The organism is Spiroplasma syrphidicola EA-1 (assembly GCF_000400955.1).
Classification (GTDB): Bacteria; Bacillota_I; Bacilli_A; order Mycoplasmatales; family Mycoplasmataceae; genus Spiroplasma; species Spiroplasma syrphidicola.
This window is the reverse complement of the sequence record NC_021284.1, coordinates 736,792-756,903: the sequence shown is the minus strand read 5'-3', so window position 1 is coordinate 756,903 and position 20,112 is coordinate 736,792. Positions and strand designations below refer to the sequence as shown.

Here is a 20,112-nt window from a genome sequence, read left to right as displayed (position 1 = left end):
GGGTTAATTTTATGAAATTTGAAATAAAAAATTATAGTAAACTTTTCAAAAATGGAGCTGGAATTAACGGACTTTCAATGGAATTCAATAGTGGTGATATTGTTGGTCTAATTGGAGATAATGGTGCTGGAAAATCAACTTTTATTAAATGTATTTTCCGGGAATATGAAAAAGATACAGGAGAAATTTATTTGGATGGTGAAAACATGCAAATAAAAGATTTGCGACAATTTTCTTTATTTCCAGATCAGAGTATTTATCCGAATGGAATTTCAATTTATGATTTTATGTATTATACAGCTAGTTTATCGGGAATAAAAAATAATGCAATTAAGGAAATTGTTTTAAAAGCCTTACAGGCAGTTAATCTTTTAGAATACAAGAATAAAACATTTAAAAATCTTTCAGCGGGGATGCAGAAAAGAGCTTTATTAGCTAATGCTTTAATTACTAAGCCAAAAGTTCTATTTCTTGATGAACCAACAGCCAATCTTGATGTTAAAACAAGAGTGCAATTTTTAGACTTGCTTAAAAGCTTGGCTGAACAAGGGGTGGCTATTATTATTACTACTCATTTAATTGATGAATTAGCCCAAATTATTAATCGTCTTGTTATTATTGAAAAAGGGGAAAAAGTTTTTGAGGATGCAATTAATAAAACTATTGATATTCGAAAAATCTATCAAGATGTAACAAAAAGTAGTAGCGAAAAAATTAATTTGTCAGTATTTACAGATAATTAATTATTAAGTTTTATATAATAGGTATTTAAAAACAGGCAATTAGCCTGTTTTTAAATACCTATTTACTTTTTTGTTTTCTTGGGTGTTTAACAATTTTTTTGCTGATTTTTTCTCATCAACTATCATTAATTTTTTGTTTTAATTCTAATGAATAGATTGGTTTAAAATACCAAATTATTAAATAAAATATTGTAAACAATAGTGGTCATATTCATGAAATAACAAATAAGAAATAATAAATCTCTTTTTGTTGGCCAATAAATATTTCGGCCACCGCTTTATAACCAAACGAAGTGCCGAACCCTAAGTTGTATACTTCAATGCCAAGACCAATAATTGTTGTATAAACAATACTTCTTTGAATAAAGGTTTTATCAAAGCGGGTTTTAGTATAACCGTAAGTATATAAGAATAAATAAGAAAAGAAAATTGTAATATGACCAAACATATCTTGTCAGTATCAATAATTTGTAAAACTCATATTACTTAAGTTTGCTGGGAAAAATACTGTTGCACAAGGCCCAATTAATCCTAATGGCAAAGTACAGTCCATAAATAACTTATTTGGTTTAATTAATAATATCATGATTGTAAATGCTGAGAAATTACAAAACTCCAATCAAAAATAGTTTTGTCAATTTTGTCAGGCATTTTGTTTATCATCAAGATATAAATGATTTAAGTAAAATCAAATTTCAGTAATCAAAACTAAGAAAAATAGCAAATAGCGAAAGCTAAGATCATATTTCTTATTTTCCCTGATTTTTAAGTAAAAATTAGGGAAAAGATATAATGTCAGAGGTAACAAAAATAATCCAAAAATAGCGAAAATATATGCTGCTGTTTCCATTCAATGTTCTCCTTTTTTTCTTTCCGTTTAATAGTATCATTATTTTTTTATTAAAAGCAACAAAACTATTCTCTTTTACCAAGAATAAATAAGGCAGCACTAGCTTTTATTTAATGGAAAATAGCAAATAATAGGGGATTTTTAATAGGGGATTTTAAGAAATTATTCCAAACAAAAAACATATACTATTTATAAAACTCTAGTATATGTTTTTAAATATCATTAAGCATATTATCATTAAAAAGATTTAAAGATTAACTTACGGTTACAGAAATTTGGGCTAAACCACCACTTAGAGCAGTAACATTGATAAAAGTTGTCCCTTTTTCTTTTGCATAAACGGTAATTATATCTCCATCTAACTTAGCTTGTGCTACTCTTTCATCACTTGAAGAAATATAAATACCACGTAGGTCGCTGTAATTTATTATCTGAACAGTAGCAGATTCACCCGATGGAAGATTAGTTAATTGAGTTAAACTAAGTTGGATATAAGTTGGTGAAATTTGAACATAAATTGATAACATTCCCGCATTAGATGTTGAAATATTAATGTATGTTCAACCAATTCTAACTCCGACTACTTTAATATATCCTTCAGAATATTCATATTTAATTAGACTAGGATCACTAGCTGCAACATTAACATCTCTTAGTTCACTATAATTTAAAATTCTAATAACACCATCATAACCAGGAGTTAATCCTAATTGATTAATATCGGTTCTAATTTGAACAATGTCATTTTCAATTTTAACATTAATTGTTACACTATTGGCATTATCAGCTGAAACATAAATTTCGACTTTACCGGTTTTTTCCATTGAGTTAACATTAATTTGACCATTGTCAGGATTATATCCTACTTTTAGTAAACTATCATCACTAATTCTTACGGAAACATTTTTTAAATCACGGAAATTAATGATGTTAATATTTTCGTAATCATTTGATTGTAGTCTAACATAATTTAAATCTAATTTAATATCAAAAGTAATAACTGAAACTGTAATTGCTTTATCTGTTGTGGCATTATCAGCTGATACTCAGATTTTTGTATTTCCAGTTTTGTTTGCTGTAATACTAATTTGGCCAGAAGAAGCATCATAACTTGCTGTGGCAATATTTTCATCAACAACTGAAACCTTTAAATTAACAAATTTACTATATTGTTTGACGTTAATAATTCTGTTTTGCTCAACATTAAAAGTAATTTCGCTGTTATCTAATTCAATTGGATATAAATCTTCTTTGTTAACTGTTACTTTTATTGTTGCATTATTTGGACTATTATCAGCAGCAATTGAAATATTAGTTTCCCCAACTAAATTTTTTGATGAAATTGTTAAAATTCCAGTACTAGCCTCGTATTCAACAGTCGCAATATCTTCATTCTCTGATGAAACAGTAACATTTTTTAAATCCTCGAAATTCATGATTTCTACTGTATCAGAATCTGCTTTTGTTAAATTTAGATTTTTATTCGATAATTTAATGGCAAATTCATCTTCTTTTAAAACAGTTACCGTGATTTGACTTTTTTCTTTCATGTTGTCAGCTGTAACTTCAACCAAAACAACCCCAGCAGCTCGCCCTGTTACGGTAATTACTCCATTAGCATAACCAACAATAGCAATCTCATCATTTTTACTGTTGACTTGAATATTTTTTAGATCAGTTTTATTTGTAATTTTAATGTTAATTGATTCATAAATTTTTAAATCACAACTATTTGAATCTAAGTTTATGGCTGTTTTATCCGTAGTCGGATTTGAAGTTCCACATGCAACAACTGATGTTGTAGTGGTAGCCACGATTCCAAAAGTTGCTAGAAAACTTAATAATTTTTTCACAAATTAACCCTGCTTTCTTTAATACCCATCCACCCTCTACCAAAGTTTTGATAAATTGATTTATATTAAAGTGATAGTTTTGTTATTAACTTTATTATAACATTTTTGAAAAGATATTAGAATTTCTATCGCCTAGCAATTTAAGATAGTTTGATTTTAAAAAATAATCATACAACAGCAGAATAATCCTTTTTTCTAGACTATTGCATTTTATTTTTATCATTCTATAATAAAGATAGTATCAAATATAACTAGATGTATTTCCAAATGAATTCCAATAATAATTAAAGAAAGCGAGATTTAAAAAAATGAAACACTTATTAAACATTTTTAGTGTGCTTACTTTAGCAACAACTAGCGTTAGCGCAACGTTATCAAAAGATTTTAGAGATGGAGAACAACAATTATCTTCCCGAGCTTCAACAGTGGATTTATCAACCATTGAATTACAAACTGGGGATATTAATTTATTTAAGATTAAAGATAAATTTGATGATGAAAAATTAGTAACAAGAACTATTTTAATGGGATTATTACCTTACAATAAAGGGAATGACACTGAGTTAAAAAGTATTATAGCTAGTGTCAACCGTAATTTTGATAATTGAATTGTTGATTTACCAGAATTACCAGTAATTGAACAAGTGGTAACAGATGCATCAATGACATTATTATATGTTGGGTCAGATTATGAATTTGAAAATTACCTAACGATTGATAATTTATTATTGAGTAATCATTCTTTAACAGAAAAACAAGATTTAAAAACTGTTATTCAAAAAACAAGTTTTGATAATTTAAAAACAATATCAGAAGCAATTATTATTGATGAAATTATTAAGCAAAACACTGAGTATGGTGTAACAAAGGCCGATTTTAAAATTTTAGAAATGTCTTATTCATATACCCTTGTAACAGCAACAGAAGAATCAAATTATAAAGGTAATGTAATTATTACTTACGATAATATTTTTACAGGGTTAGGGGAAATGGAAAGTAAAGTTGTACGATCAGATTCATATGCTACTCCTCAAAAGGATAAAGATGAGAAAACTGTGACTGTTGATGTTAATCTTGGCCGCGAAGTATTTTTAAAAAAATATTCGAAAATGTCTTATTTAGTTACAGGTCATAATTGGGATAGTGCTGGTGAGACTTGGTATTTAGATAGTAGCAAAGGTCAAAATGTTGTTTATAAAGATTTATCATTAATTTCAAATGATAATAACCAATTATTTAATCGCCAATATCATAATGTTAATCAAACAAAAACTTGAGCAGAGTTACAAACAAAATGAGCTGATAATTATCAGTTAGAAATTAAATTATTTGTAAATACTTGAGCATCAGCATCAGCTATAAACGGTTACTGAGCAAGAGTAGAAGCCCAAGTAAAAATTTCAGATATCCATTTTTTCTAATTTTCAATTTAAAAACTATAGTCAAAAAAATAACAATTATCATTTAAGTAATAAAAGTATTAGCTATAAATATAATACTTTTATTATAATTAAAGTCATTGTTTGGGTTTTAACTTTATTTCTTATTTTGCTTAATAAAATTTTTTAATTTTTATTAAAAATATTTTTAAATAAATAAGTTATTATTAGTTTATAATTTAATAGTATCAAAATAGAAAATTCCTAGGCTTAAAATTAATTAAATAAAATATTTTTATAAATTAATTAATAATTAAATTTTAAAATAAAAACAATAAATTAAATATTATAAAAGGAGGATATCAATAAGAATGAATGTTATCGAACTAAAGAATTTAACAAAAATTTTTGACTTTAACACTGGAGCATTTGATATTAGCATAGATGTAAAGCAGGGAGAAGTATACGGCTTTATTGGTCCTAATGGTGCAGGTAAGACAACAGTAATTAGACAAATGATCGGTTTTATTAAGTCAGATAGTGGTACAGGTCAAATTTTAGGACATGATATTTGAAAAAATAGTAATACTATTATGAAAGATTTAGGTTATTTATCGGGAGAGATTTTTTTACCAGATTTTATGATTGGTTTTGCTTATTTAAAATTATTAAGTGAGATACGAGGTAATGTTGATTGACATTATGTATTAAAATTAGTAAATTATTTTGAGCTTGATGCTAATACAAAAATAAAAAAAATGTCAAAGGGAATGAAACAGAAAGTGGCGATTATTGCCGCATTTATGCACAAACCAAAAGTTTTAGTATTAGATGAACCAACAAGTGGTCTTGACCCATTAATGCAACAAAAATTTAATAATTTAATTCAAGAATTAAAAAGCCACGGCACTTCCGTTTTTATGAGTTCGCACATTTTTGGTGAAATTGATAATCTTTGTGATAAAGTAGGGGTTATTAAAAAAGGCAAAATGGTTTCAGAAATTTCAATGGAAGAAGCCAAAAATAACTCTGAAAAAAAATATGAAATTAAATTTTTTACTGAAGAGGATTATAATAATTTTATTAAAACAGAATGAAATATTTTAGAGCAAAATAATGTCACTAGAGTTACGATAATTAGTGTTCATAATGAAAAAGTCAATAATTTTTTAAAATTTATAACTGAGTATAGACTTGAATATTTTAAAGAAATTCCATTTAATTTAGAAGAATTTGTTATGAAATATTATCAAGATGAGGTGAAGTTCAATGATTAATTTTAAATATGCCAAATCACAATTTAAAAGCATTAAAATACCGATAATTCTTTTTTCAATTTTTTTATTTGCATCACTAATCCCGGCATTTACTTATAAGTATATGGCTCCATATTTGTCAGTTTCAGATATTCCAAATGGAAATAGGCAAAGCCAAGGAGCAGCAAATATGATGGACTACACATACTTTGGTCTTGTTGGCTGCGCATTATATTTTGTCTTTAGTATAATAATGATCTATCGGCTATTAAATCGTGAAGTTGATAAAGGTTATTTTGCTGTTTGATTAGCAACACCAATGTCACGACGTACTATTTTAAATTCAAAGCTTTTCACAATCTTAATTACGATTTTTAGTATTCAGATTGCTTTGTTAATTGTTCAGTTTACTTTATTGCCAATTTTAACAAAAGATTTTAGCGCTGAAATTGCTGGAAATTTATTGCTCTTTAATATTAGTTATATGCTTTTAATTTTATTATGAGTATCAATTAATTGACTAATTATTACTTATTTTGATAAAGCAACAGTTGGTATTTCAGTTGCAACTGCTGTAACAATTGTTTTTATTGGTTTTTATATGATTTTTATTTTTGCAAGAGAAGCTAATTTTGATAAACTAAAATATTTTAGATTTGGTTCAATTCGATCATTGTTAAATTCACCATTGCATTATGCTCCGTTGTCATCATTGTATGGCGAACCTGGAATTTCGCCATTTCCTCCTGGCTTTGTTGGGGTAGTAACTACGGAATATCTGGGGGGAGCAAAAGCTAGTGAATTTGCCTGGCAAATGCCACTAATGTTAGGAACAGCAATTGGCTTTTATGCCTTAGGAGATTGATTTATTTGCAAACGTAACTTTTTCTTATAAAATTACCTTAAAAAGTTTGGTGAAAGCCTTGCTTTTTTTTTTTTTTTTTAAAATAAGGATATATTTTAAAAAAGAAGGAGGGAAAAAATGTACCGTGTTGACCGGAACAATTTTTACACAAATGAAAAAAAAGCCAGTATTTATACCCCCGAGCATGTTTCTGATTTTTTATATAAAATCTTAAAACCAACAATTAAATCAGGTGTTATTTTTGATCCCTGTGTGGGAGCAGGATCATTATTAAAACCCTGAAAAGAACAAGGGTGACAAACAATTGGGGTTGATATTGAATCAAATGGGGATTGAGAAATTGATTATTTAATTAATTATTTGGAATTAACAAAAAAGGATTTAAATGATATTGCCCCGGCCTTAGTAATAATGAATCCCCCTTTTAATATTGACCAAAAAACTAGTAAATATATTAAAGAACATTATGAAGGACGCCCACTATTACCAGAAATTTGATTGCAAAAAGCAATTGAATTATTTGGCAAAGATACTCCAATTGTGATGTTTACTCCATATGGCTTTCGTTTAAATCAAACAGTCGTTAGTAAACGCTGACAAAAATTTTTACACCATACTTACCCAGAAATTAGCTCGATTATTTCCTTACCAAAAAATATTTTTAAAAATGTCTTATTTCACTCTGAAATTTTAGTTTTTAATATTAAAGGTTTAAAACCACACTATTTTTTAGGGCAAGAGTAAAATGGCTTCTTCAAAGCAATTACAGTTAAATGCCAACCAGCATATCTCAAAATATAGCAAAAGTAAAGCAGATGACAAAGACATTTATCTTAGTATTATTGAAGTAATTATGTATTTAAAGAATCGTTTTGCTTCGGAAGTCGGGGAAAAAGGGGATGAGAAGAAATACTATATTTCTTTTACCAAAACTTTATCAATTGATTTCATGCTAAAGATGATTAAAAGTAAAAGTAAACGCACTGAATATTACCATCATTATAATGAACGAACAATTAAACCAGAAGGGGGTTTTATCTTATTAAGGTCAAATCACGACCCTGATTTCTGTCGAATTCTATTGATTTCGGAATTAAAACGGCAAGGGACAAATGACCAACGCCTCCAAGAAGGAAAGAAAAAGCAAGCGAAAGGAAATGCGATTGAACGATTAGGCAAGAATTTAATTGGGATTCGGGCCATGATGATGCATGAAAAAATTACGCCTTTTATCTGTTTTGGCTGAGGATGTGATTTTAACCATGAAGATACTTATATTGATTCCAAACTTTTTATGATGAATGAATTTTATCAGATCAATACTATCTATGTCTTTAAAAAAGATGGTGGGTCAGATTATAATTATTTTGCCCCTGTATCAATGTTTTTTCGTGAAGAACGTTGGACAATTAAAGAAATGTATGAATATATGAAAGAAATTGCGGAAACGGCTTTTCGCTACTATACGCAATAAAATAAATTTCAAGGAATAAATTTTTTTAAAATTTAATTGCTAAAAAAGGTAATTTAATATTCTTTTTTTCCATCCTTTATATAATAAAGTTATAAAGGAGGTGAGTAAAAGTTATTCCAAATTTTAAAAAATCTCTATTATATTTTAATTTACTGACTTTTTCCAGCTTCTTTTTAAAACCCAAAGAAGTTAAATCATTTTATCAATATAGTCCCAATATTACATAGTCAATTTATTAATTCTTATTATTTAGTAAAATATATTTAAAAACAGAACCTTTTCAAAACATAATATAAAAATAAAAAGTTATTCAATTGAATACCTACAATAAAATAGACACATAAAAAGTTAGTTATGTGTCATAATTTTATTGAAAGGTATTCTTTTATTATGGGAACAAAATGATTTACAAAAAACGAAAAACTTAATATTTTAAAATATTATAAGGAACATGGTTGAGCAAAAACAATTAAAAAATTTGAAATTACAACAACAACTTTATCTCGTTGAAAAAAAGCAATTAAAATTAGTGGCGAAAAAGCATTAGAACCAGGGAAAGGTCCACAATCAAAAGGGATTCGCCGAACAGGGCGACCAAAAGATCTTAACTTTGAACAAATGACAAAAAAAGAATTAATTGAATATATTGAAATGATTCAAGATGTAAAAAAGTCCTTGACCAAATCGAAAAAGAAGAAATTCCAAACGATTTGGTCCTTAAAGAAAAAATACAAGATTAAATATTTATATAAAATTTTAAATGTTTCTAGAGCTGGTTATTATAATTGATTTAATAGTGGTATGAAAGCATTTAATAAATGAAATAATACAATTGCAAAAATAATTAAAACATTATTTCTAAGTTTTAAGAAAATTTATGGATATAATATGCTAACGTTAATTATCAATAAACTATATAACTGAAATTTAAAACCACATATTGTTTATAGATATATGAAGAATATGAACTTGAAGTCAATTGTTAGAGTCAAAAAATTTAATTATCGATTATCTTCTGGTAGTAAAAGACATGAAAATATCATGAATCAAGATTTTTCAACCACAGATATTAATCAAAAATTGGGAACAGATATAACATATTTACTAACAAATGATAAAACCTACTTTTTATCAATTGTTAAAGATTTTCATACTAATGAAATTTTGGACTACCAAATAAGTAATAATTTAGGAACAGAATTTGTTTTTAAAAATATAATTAATTCTTGAGTAAAAGCTGGAAAACCATCAACTTGAGTACTGCAATCAGATCAAGGTTTTCATTATACAAATTCTGATTATGAAAAATTATGCAATTATCTTGGAATTAGAATTTCAATGTCCAGACGTGGGAACTCTTATGATAATGCCCACACAGAATCATGGTTTGGCACTATGAAAACTGAATTTTTATATCATATAAAAAGAAAAAAACGAACAGCTAAATGAATTAATGAAAATCTTCCTAAATATATCTACTTTTACAACAATTTTAGACCACAAGTCAAATTAAAAGGAATGAGCCCTGTTCAATACAGAAAGTCATTCCCTCAAGTAACTTTTTAAGTGTCTATTTTTCTTGACATATTCAAATTGAATAACTTTTTTGTTAATAATTTATTTTTTTTGTTATAATTATTATAATTTATCATTAAATATCAAAATAAATCAAAATAGTTTATCAATATCAAATTGTATCAAATATCACAAAATATTATGGTTGGGATATGGGTGGGTTTAGTAGAAGGTAAAAACTATGAAAAGTTTATTAGTAATTTTAAGTTTAATGAATACACCGGCAGCCGGAGTAGCTCCAGTGGTAACATCAACAGAAAATGTTTTACACATTAATGATGATGCAAAAGAAATGATTGAAGTTAAGCATAGTCTTGATTTAAAAGGATTTGTGGATCCAAATAATCCAGGAACCCTTGTTGAAGGAGAGCTTGATTTTACAGAAAGTTTAGTTGATTTTATTGAAACAACTAAAAACCAATTAGCTGAATTAAATGCGACAAGTTTTGAAGTAACCGCTGGGGAATCTCATTTTAATAATACTGCAATACCAGGTCATGCAATTAATCTTGGACCAATTCTAGATGAAATTTTACATGCTAAAACATATGAAGTTCTTAGCTTAACAGCAACAGTAACTGGACCATCAGAGTATGATAATTATCAGTTTGGTTTATCAGCGCAAATAGTTCTTGATGGTGTTGAAAAAACAATGGAAATGGATTCATTTCTAAAAAGTCAAGAATTAGCATGATTCCAAATTGCCGGAGGATTTTATAATCTTTATAACATTGAATTCTCAGTGGGGCAATCAATTGAACATACTGATGATAACTTTATTTCAAATATTGCTTTACCAGACTTAGGATTTGATTATGTTGGTTTCCAAGTTAGAGATCTTTTCAGAAATAATGAGGAATTTATTAAATTAGTAATCAGCACAATTAATAGTCAGTTAAAAACAAACATTAAAACAATTAACGTAGAAAAAGTTTCAAAAGTAGATGGAACTAATCCGGGGGTTGTTGGTGCTGAATATGGTGAATTCGAAGTTATTAATGAAGAACTTGTGTATGTTTCATTTTCATCAGCAGATGCAACTGGAATTTATCACATGTTAATCCAAGCATAGAACAAAAAAAGAGAGGAAAATTTCCTCTTTTTTTCTTTTTTTCTTTAAAAAACAAAATAAAAAAAATATTAACTTACCGATAATTAAAAAATTACGATATAATTACCCTATGAATGGGAAAAGGATAGAAATAAAAAATTTGCACAAAAAGGTTAAGGACTTAGTCATTATTAAGGATTTAAGTCTCGATATAATGAAAGGAGAAAAAATCGCAATTTTAGGGGCAAACGGAAGTGGAAAGACAACTTTAATTGAAATTATTGCCGGAATTACAAAACCATCTTCAGGAACAGCCAAGGTCCATACTCAAGGATCAAAAATGAAACGGTTAGGACTGCAATTTCAAGAAGGGTACTGGCCAAAAGGAGTTACACCTAAAATTATTATTAATTATTATACAAATAAAAAAGATCGTAACAGTGCTTGATTAAAAAAATTAATTGAGATTTTTGAAGTTGAGCCATATTTAAAAAAAGATTTAAATAATTTATCAGGAGGGGAAAAACAACGCTTTAATGCAATGTTAGCAGTTATTAATCAACCAGAAATTATTATTTTAGATGAGTTAATTACTGGGCTGGATTTAAAAATGCAAATGAAATTAATTGCTTTTTTTAAAACCTATCTAAAAGAACACCCTGATAAAACTTTAATTTTAGTTTCACATCATCCTGAAGAAGTTGAGGAAGTCTGTGAACGTATTATTTTATTAGAAAAAGGAACATTAATTGTTGATGCCCCATTAACAGAAATTAAACAAAAATATGGTAGTGTCCGCAATTTTATGGAGCAATATTATCAAGAAATGGGAGTGGTTGTGTAATGTTAGATAATTATTGACAAAAAGTGAAAACGAATTATTTTGAGTTTAACTTATTTTTAAGAAAAAACTTAAGTCTATTATTTTTATCAATTTTTAAAAGTTTTCGAACTTATATCTATGTTTATGTCATTCCAATTATTTTCTTGGTCGTAATTTATGTCTTTCAATCATATGGGGGAATTAATAAACCATTACCCCCAATTGTTGCTGGGTATTTGTTAATTCCTGGTTTTGGGATTGGAATCTTAATTAATACTTTAATTTCTGAATGAAAAGCTTCAATCTTTTTAAAACGGATTAATATTTTAGGAACCAATAAGTGACAATTTTTATTATCAATTTGAATTGTCGGTTATATTTTAGGAATGTCAGCAATTTTACTTGGTATTTTTATCATGTTAATTCTTGGCGAATTTATTGGGACAAAAAATAGTAATATTTTTCTAGAAACTTTTAGTTTTTTTAATTATGGTTCATCAACACAAGTCTTCATGGCTTGGTTTGGCTTTTTCTTAGGTTGTTCAATTGTTGTTATTACTAGTATTGGGATTGCAAGTATTATTGCAGGAGCTCTGCGTAGTGTACCATTGTGCCAAAGTTTAACGATTTTAATTTTAATTGTTTGTATCCCGTTATCTGATCTATTTCTAGGTCCAACAATTATGGGGGAAGCACCAAAAGTTTTTATTATTTTATCGTATTTGATTCCGCAAAAATATGGGGCATGAGCAACATTTTTATCGGTCGCGGGTGGCAATATTGATTATATTTTGGCCAATCCGGGTATGAAGACCACGATGATTAGTTTTACAAATTTATATGGACCAATTTTTGGTGGGTTAGGCTATGGATTAGGTTTACTAACAATTTCCTTTTTCACTTTTAACTGGAATAACCGGGGATAGAGCGATGAAAAAGTTACTAAGTTTCCTCGGAACAGTTAGCCTAATTATCCCACCAGTGACAAGTTTAGTCGGTTGCTCTTATTCGTTTTTAGGACCCGATTTAGCAAGTTTGCCTAGTTATGATTGAAAACAAGAAGAACCATATTTTAGTGCCTATCAACCAACATCAATTTCAAATTCAGTTATTAATAGTGGTCAATTAAGAGTTGATAATTCAGAACGCTATCTTAATTATCGTAATTTTAATACTGGTTATAAAAATCCAAAGGGTATTTATAAGCAAGCCGTAACAGGGGCACCGTTAAATGCCGCTTATTTACCGAATGGGAACTATCGCAAAGACTTTGGTGAACGTGATCGTAATTTGCTATTTTCCCAAATTAATAGTATTTTAGATTGAAATCCCGCAGTTGATCAAGATTTAAAATATAATCAAAGTGATCAAAAATTATTGAAAACAAAAAAAGTAGCTGGAAAATGAGTAACAAAACAAGATCCGACGGTTAAAACAATGAATATGGGTTTAGCAGTTCGTAGTACAAGTGGGGAAAGTACCGTTGTCGGAACAAACCGTTTATTTAACTATAATTTTAATAATTGACAGTATGTTAATACTTTTACTGCGTGAGCCGGAGCCGCTGATGAAGGAATTATTGTACCCCCACCAGCAGATGCTGTTAATGCTGCGCATATTAATGGAACGAAAATGTACGGTAATATTTATTTAGACGGTTATAATGGTTTAACAAGAAGTATGCTAACTGATTTTTTGGCCAAAGATAGTAATGGTAATTATTTAATTGTTGATGTTTTAATCGCAATGGCAAAATATCTTGGTTTTGATGGTTGGTTTTGAAATTATGAACCAAATGGTGGGGCCCCAGATGGTTTTATTATGGATATTAGTGGTGCAACCGGGATTATTAATCAGTTTATGAACAAGGTAAAAAGTAGTTCAGACCCTGCTATTAAAAATTTACAAATCATTAGTTATCGCAATTACGGTAATCTAAAGTATTTAGATAATGGCCAAGTTTATGATGTCTTAGCTGATCAATTAGCAAAAGCAACTGATGGTCATTTTCAACAAGACTTTTATGTTTATCCAAATGAAACTATTAAATGATCAAGCCATAACCCAAATTATAATCCCCTGGACCTTTATAATATGTATAATCTTGGTGGCTGGATTAATAACGAAATATTTTATAATGAAAAGCGGATTGGAACTCGTGATATTCGGGACTTAACGCAATTACATTTAGATCCAGCAACAAATCAGCCTTATACTGATGTGATTAAAGAAAATGATGATTTACGAAAAAATAAGTGAGCTTTTTCGGGTAAGAATGTTAATTCATTGAGTATTTTTGCCTCTTCAACCGCAACTGATTTGGCCCGTAGTTATTTAGATAAACAACCAAAAATTAGCTTAAAAAATGACTTATATGCAGTAATGCTTCAAAATGAATATGATGATATGATTTACACTGGCCGCAATCGCTTTTTAAGTAATGATGATCATGGTTCAATTTCCCTTGATTCCAATTTTGATGTTTCCCACATGAGTTATGGTGTTGGAAATGTTGTTTTAGAAAATACGGTTTTATTTGATAATGATCCTGATGCTTTGGCTGAATTCAAAACTAATTTTTCAACTGGGCAGGGACAATTATTTGTCAACGATGATGGAACAGTTATTAAAAATTACCCATGAAATAACCGTCGGCTAACAGATACCCAGCCAACTTATAAATGAGATATTCATAAAACAATTAATAATAATAATAATGAACAGGTGAAGACCGTTAAAGGTTATTACGATTATTATGATGCTTACCAAAAGGGCAATTCGCTTGCTTTAGGAAGTGGCTTTGATGAGAATGGAAAAGTAATCCCAGGAATAATTGACCAACCAATTGTCTGAAATATTATGGGGACTAATTATCAAAGTAGTGCCAAAGAACTTAATTTTAAAATCAAACTTAATAATTGAAATAGAACCGAATTAAAAAAATACTTTAATATAGTACCAGTTGTTACATTAAATGATGGCTCAACAGTTAACATTAATGATGTTAAATTAAAAGATTTAGCAAATAATTGAATAGATTTAACAGCTAATATTAGTCAAAATATTGTTTTAAAAAGTGATCAAAAAATTGCTAAACTTGGTTTAGCAATAAGTCCAACAACAAATGGAGCAAAAACTCCAGTTAAAATGAATGTTGGGGAATTTAAAGTTCACAATCTTAATCTGCCAGCCCCAACAACAGTTAATACAATAAATGGTAATTACATAACTAATTTAAACAATGAATATAGTATTTATCGCGATGACAAATATAATATTCGCTTAAATTGAACAATTAACGAAAATTTACGTGATGAAATCAGTTATTATCAAATTTATTTGGAGAATGGGAATGGGGCGTATTATTATTTAGGCCAAACAACAAATCGTAATTATTATCTTCATAGTTTAGATTTACAAGCAAATAGTAAAATTATAATTAAGACAGTAAATAGAGATAATCCTAATAAATCAACTTATCAAAGTTGAACGATAAATTAAAGATAATTATGTTTCAATTAATTAGTGAAAAAGCAATAGAAATGGTAATTGTGCTTGAATAAGATCGTGAGTCAATATCTAGTTTGATTTATTAATCTTAATCAGTGATTTTAAAAATAACTTACTAAAAGTTATTTTTTTATTTTTCCTTGTGAAAAAATCATAAGAAAATAACCAAAATTTACCAAAAATTTTTCAAGTTTACTAAGTTACTATAATTTTAGCAGAGGACTAAAGTTAAATTATTATATAATTTTAAAAATATTAAAGATAAATGGGGAATTTTATGAGAACACTTAAAAGAACACAGTATTCAATATTTTTTATCAGTATTGTTGCCTTTGTTATTGTCTTAAATAATTTGCTGATATTACTATTTAATCATTTTTTTCCAATTAATAATCTTAGTTACAGTCTTTTCAATATTAGCTATATCTTAATAATTTTTACGTTATTTGTTATTTACATGGCATTATTAATTCAATTGCATAAAAAACTAAAAGATAAAACTAATTCCCAGAAATATAACGATATTTTAATAGTAAAAAAAACTTTTGCCAATAATGGTCTTTTAATTTTTCTTTGATTAATTAATATTTTTGTTATTTTTTATAAACTTTTTATTAATTTTTACTGATCTTTTTTAACCAAACTAGCTTTTTCTAATTTATTAGAAGCCTTTAATGATTTATATTATTTTTTAGTTTTTCTTTATGCCTTATTTATTCTCTTTTTCTTAATAACAATAATTATTATTTATAGCATTAAATTTTATTTTAAAATAATTACTAATATTTCATTGTTAAATAGTTTTGATGAATTAGTCCTGACATATTTTAATTATTTATTTGTTATTGAAAACAACCCTCAAAATCATCTGTTTTATCATGAAACTTATTTAATTCCATTTAATATTAAAAGAATTAACCTCGTATCTGATTTACGTGAATCAATTCTTTTAAATCAGTTTAAAAAGGGGAATGCACCCCCTTATTTTTAAGAAAAAATAATATTAAATTAAAAATATTCTATAAAAAATAAAACTTAATTAAAGGAGTGAAACAAAATGAAAAAATTAATAAGTTTATTAGGAGCTGTTACACTAACAGCAACTAGTGCAACTGCAGTTGTTGCATGTCATACAAAAACTTCCGACAAGGATACATTTAATATCAAAGATAGCTATAAAGTTATTCCAAATGGTTTTTCTTTAGCTGAACAGTTAAAAAAAGATGGTAATAATATTGATAAGTTACAAATTAAATTTTTACCTGGGTTAACTAAAGCCACAATTCGTTATATGGGAGTAACAACGAAGTCTGATTTTATTTCAAAAACAGTAAATATTGAGTCAGCGACAAATGATTTGAGTAAAATTATTACCAAAAAATCAATTTCAATTGCCGGAATTGATAAAAAATTTTATGAAAAAGATGAAAATGGTAAGCCTACCAATATTATTAGTAATGATGTTATTTTAAAAGCAATTAATTTACTAAACCAAACTAACTTAACAACTGATGATGTTGATTTAGTTTACAAACCATTAGAAACAAAAATTGAATTAACAGGAAAAGGGCAATTTAGTGGAACATCAGTTGAGCTTAATGATGAACCAATGGAATGAACTGATTTACTTGAACAAAGTAATTTAAATGAAGTTTATTTTCCAAAAGGATTAGTTGAAGCTTTTCAAAAAGAGAGCGGTAATTTGGGAACTTTGATGATGACTATTTTTCCTGTTGCAATGGAATTCTTTGGAGCTCGTAATCCGTTATTAGAATTATATCAACAAAAATTAACTGATTTTGGATATGATGCGATGGGGGGAAGTGGTCCATACTCTGAATCAAAAACTATTGATCCTAAAGTAGAGGCAAAAATTTCAGATAATAAGGGTTCAATTACTTTAGGAGGAACACTAAATAAGAAAGATTCTTCAATAACAATCTTTTCGAAAGGCTCATTAACATTTAATTTCACAGTTCTTATTGATGAAAATGATAAATATGTTACTAGTACACATAGCCCTCTTGAAAGTTGAAAAGCTACAGACCCTAATAATGAAATTATTGAAACATTAAGTGAACATTATGATCAAAACAGTCAAGCGAAATTAGTCCATGATTTAGTAGCAAAATATTATGGAAAAGATTTTGCCACAAAATTCGAAAATGTTTTATTAGAAGATTTTTGAGTAACAGATTTTACGCCAACTAGTGCTATTTTAACGCCAAAACCAGGTTCAATGATTTTTCGTAATCACGATAAATCAACTTTAATAGTAAATATATTTGCAAAAAGCCCAGCATATAGTTACCATATTAAAGTTAATTTTGCATAATAATAAATAGTATTAAGCAATAATTAAATAGAAAAAGTCCTATTTGCTAAATGGGACTTTTTCTATTTAATAAACAACCTTGTGATATTTTTAGTTTTTAAACGATATTAAAAAGCAAAAAAAAGATTTTTTCTCATTTTATTTTAACAATTAGATAATATATTAGAGTTTTCTTAGAAAATAATGTATAATATCTTTGTAAAATAGGGTTAATATTAATTAGGCAGAGCATATCAATGCAAAAGATGGGTGAAAAAATGAAACAATTACGTGCATGATCATTAACATTATTAATAATAGGAGGTGTTCTTAGTACCTTTATTTTTGGATTATTAATTATTTTAATTACTAAGCTTAAAAGTGGGGATATTTTATTGTTATCACAAATTATTTTAAATGGTATAGCAACAGCAGTTTATAAAATGTCAGGAAATAATTTGCAACTTTTTGCAAACATTGTTGCAAAACCAGAAATAGTTGGTGGGATTTTAATTGCCATTTCAGCTGTCCTTGTTTTATTGTATTTAATTCCAGTTTGTTTATCAAAAATTAATGGTTTTAAAAAATTTGGGGTCGCATGAAGTTTTATTTTAGGGGCAGTAACATTAGCATTAACGGCAACACTAATTATTTTAGCAGCAAAACCAATAACTGCTCAACCAAGTTTTAACCTAGGAATTGATTTAAGTCCCTGAATTGTAATTTTATTTTTAGGCCCAGCATTTACTTTTTTTGGATCATGATTTGCTATTGGTTATTTAACAGTTGCCAAAGGAAAAACTGGGCTAAATGAAGATCAACAAAACCGCTTAAAAGCAATTAATTTAGCAACTGGTAAAATTGGGGCATCAGGAATTATTCCTCGTAAAGAATCAGTTTCTCAACAAGATATTGAAAAACGTCGCGCTGAAATGGGAAATCCTCAACAAAACCCTAATAGAGGTTTACAACGTGATGATTTAAAAAGTAAAGTTGAACGCTTAAAAGAAAAAATGTATCAAAGTACTAAATTTACAGAAGAAGGTTCAGCCCAAATTGTTGATGAGGGTTATGAAAAAATGAATAATAGTCGTTGAAAAAACCCCCAAGCACCACAAGGGCCAGTAAAACCAGTTATTAGTGTTGGTCCCAATGGGCAATATTTACGTACAGTTGATGAAACAAAAGGAGTTATTGATGAATCAACTCGTGGTGTTGCAATTGAACAACGTGGTGATTTTGTCCAAAAAGGTGATATTATTAAGCATCATGATTCCTATAAGCCTAATTTTGCTAATAATAATACTGCTAAACCAAAACCGGAAAAATATCAAGGGCCAATAATTATTCCTCGTTCAAAACAAAGTCAAACAATTGATACTCGCTCACTAGAAGAAAAAATTCGCCAAGTACCATTACCAACTGGAAAACAACGTGTTAATCCAAATGCAAAAGTTGATAATTCTTATGATGGAAAAGTATTTTTAGGAGATATTGAGAAAATTTATTCAGCAGGGCAAAAATATCGTCAAGATATTACAAAAAACCCAACTGCTAATAATAGCAATCAAACTGGGCCAAACAATTTTGATCCATATAATGATGATTATCATAAACCACAATAAGTGGTTTTTATTTGTCAATTACTAATTAATTGGGGAGGTTATTCTTAATGGCAATGGCAAAGTATTTGTCTTATCAAGGGACAACAATTCCATATTACTTAACAATAAAAAAACAAAAAAATATTGTTTTAAATGTTTCTAGTGGCGAAATTAAAATTTCAGCTCCTGCCCATGCCCAGGATTGAGAAATTGAAATGCTTCTATATAAAAATATTAAGAAAATTTTAAGCGTTGTTAATGATCATAATAATTATCGTAAAATTTATTGAAATCAGGCTGGTACTGGTTATTTAATCTTGTTTGATCAAAAATATCCGTTACAATTAACTTCTGATAATGTTTATAGCAAAATTATTGATCATGAAGCTTTTTTAATTAAAACAGCAGGGAGTGAAGAAGAAAATATTAAACGGATTCATACCTTTTTAAAGCAAAAATTTTATTATAAATTTGAACAGCTACTTAATAAATGAGCAAAAATAATGGATTTAGAATATAAAAATTTGACTGTTAAATCAATGAAACGCAAATGAGGGGTATGTTATCCTGAAAGTAAAAAAATTGTTTTAAATATTAAATTAATTCATTTTGATCCAAGCGTTTTAGAATATGTTATTGTCCATGAACTATCTCACCTGGTTCATCACAACCATTCAAAAGCATTTTGACATTATGTTGAGAAATATTTCCCAACTTACCGGGAAAAAATGAATATTTTAAAAAGACCAGGAATTTAAATTATAAATATAGGTTATAATATATAAGGTAAAAAAAACCATAAAGGAGCTGCTAAA

General features: G+C 27.8%; 17 protein-coding genes. 15 read left to right on the top strand and 2 right to left on the bottom strand.

Annotation, left to right across the window (positions count from 1 at the left end):
- Positions 1-11 precede the first annotated feature (11 nt).
- Entirely contained in the window at positions 12-743 is a 732-nt protein-coding gene (locus tag SSYRP_RS03510; RefSeq protein ID WP_016340935.1) for an ABC transporter ATP-binding protein, read from the top strand.
- 58 nt (positions 744-801) lie between these two features.
- On the opposite strand, the gene SSYRP_RS03505 is transcribed toward SSYRP_RS03510, so the two are convergent.
- Positions 802-1,593, bottom strand: coding sequence for a TMEM164 family acyltransferase (locus tag SSYRP_RS03505; protein WP_016340934.1), 792 nt, complete (start codon positions 1,591-1,593; stop codon positions 802-804).
- Positions 1,594-1,847: 254 nt separating this feature from the next.
- Complete coding sequence (locus SSYRP_RS03500; protein WP_016340933.1) at positions 1,848-3,446, bottom strand: lipoprotein; 1,599 nt, start codon at positions 3,444-3,446, stop codon at positions 1,848-1,850.
- 308 nt (positions 3,447-3,754) lie between these two features.
- On the opposite strand from SSYRP_RS03500, the gene SSYRP_RS03495 reads away from it, so the two are divergent.
- From SSYRP_RS03495 to SSYRP_RS03430, 14 genes are all read left to right on the top strand, one after another.
- Positions 3,755-4,867, top strand: a complete 1,113-nt coding sequence (locus tag SSYRP_RS03495; RefSeq protein WP_016340932.1) for a hypothetical protein — start codon at positions 3,755-3,757, stop codon at positions 4,865-4,867.
- A gap of 329 nt (positions 4,868-5,196) precedes the next feature.
- Entirely contained in the window at positions 5,197-6,102 is a 906-nt protein-coding gene (locus tag SSYRP_RS03490) for an ABC transporter ATP-binding protein (RefSeq protein ID WP_016340931.1), read from the top strand.
- Positions 6,095-6,976, top strand: coding sequence for an ABC transporter permease subunit (locus SSYRP_RS03485; protein WP_016340930.1), 882 nt, complete (start codon positions 6,095-6,097; stop codon positions 6,974-6,976). The genes SSYRP_RS03490 and SSYRP_RS03485 overlap by 8 nt, the downstream gene beginning before the upstream one ends.
- Positions 6,977-7,063: 87 nt before the next feature.
- Positions 7,064-7,690, top strand: coding sequence for an N-6 DNA methylase (locus SSYRP_RS03480; RefSeq protein WP_016340929.1), 627 nt, complete (start codon positions 7,064-7,066; stop codon positions 7,688-7,690).
- 1 nt (position 7,691) lies between these two features.
- Complete coding sequence (locus tag SSYRP_RS03475) at positions 7,692-8,420, top strand: EcoRI family type II restriction endonuclease (protein ID WP_016340928.1); 729 nt, start codon at positions 7,692-7,694, stop codon at positions 8,418-8,420.
- 390 nt (positions 8,421-8,810) lie between these two features.
- Positions 8,811-9,986 carry an IS3 family transposase gene (locus SSYRP_RS03470; RefSeq protein WP_016340927.1) on the top strand — a complete coding sequence of 392 codons (1,176 nt, stop codon included), beginning with the start codon at positions 8,811-8,813 and terminating at the stop codon, positions 9,984-9,986.
- Between the two features lie 190 nt (positions 9,987-10,176).
- Positions 10,177-11,067: a hypothetical protein gene (locus tag SSYRP_RS03465; RefSeq protein ID WP_016340926.1), complete on the top strand. Its 891-nt coding sequence runs from the start codon at positions 10,177-10,179 to the stop codon at positions 11,065-11,067.
- A gap of 109 nt (positions 11,068-11,176) precedes the next feature.
- Positions 11,177-11,890, top strand: coding sequence for an ATP-binding cassette domain-containing protein (locus SSYRP_RS03460; protein WP_041614477.1), 714 nt, complete (start codon positions 11,177-11,179; stop codon positions 11,888-11,890).
- Positions 11,890-12,795, top strand: a complete 906-nt coding sequence (locus SSYRP_RS03455) for a hypothetical protein (protein ID WP_016340924.1) — start codon at positions 11,890-11,892, stop codon at positions 12,793-12,795. Before SSYRP_RS03460 ends, SSYRP_RS03455 begins: the two co-directional genes overlap by 1 nt.
- Positions 12,796-12,799: 4 nt before the next feature.
- Positions 12,800-15,370: an endo-beta-N-acetylglucosaminidase gene (locus SSYRP_RS03450; protein WP_016340923.1), complete on the top strand. Its 2,571-nt coding sequence runs from the start codon at positions 12,800-12,802 to the stop codon at positions 15,368-15,370.
- A 286-nt stretch (positions 15,371-15,656) separates the two neighbouring features.
- Positions 15,657-16,370: a hypothetical protein gene (locus SSYRP_RS03445; RefSeq protein WP_016340922.1), complete on the top strand. Its 714-nt coding sequence runs from the start codon at positions 15,657-15,659 to the stop codon at positions 16,368-16,370.
- A 66-nt stretch (positions 16,371-16,436) separates the two neighbouring features.
- Entirely contained in the window at positions 16,437-17,714 is a 1,278-nt protein-coding gene (locus tag SSYRP_RS03440) for a lipoprotein (protein WP_016340921.1), read from the top strand.
- Positions 17,715-17,971: 257 nt separating this feature from the next.
- Positions 17,972-19,318, top strand: a complete 1,347-nt coding sequence (locus tag SSYRP_RS03435; RefSeq protein ID WP_041614556.1) for an MFS transporter — start codon at positions 17,972-17,974, stop codon at positions 19,316-19,318.
- A 47-nt stretch (positions 19,319-19,365) separates the two neighbouring features.
- Positions 19,366-20,055, top strand: coding sequence for a M48 family metallopeptidase (locus tag SSYRP_RS03430; RefSeq protein ID WP_016340919.1), 690 nt, complete (start codon positions 19,366-19,368; stop codon positions 20,053-20,055).
- Positions 20,056-20,112 lie beyond the last annotated feature (57 nt).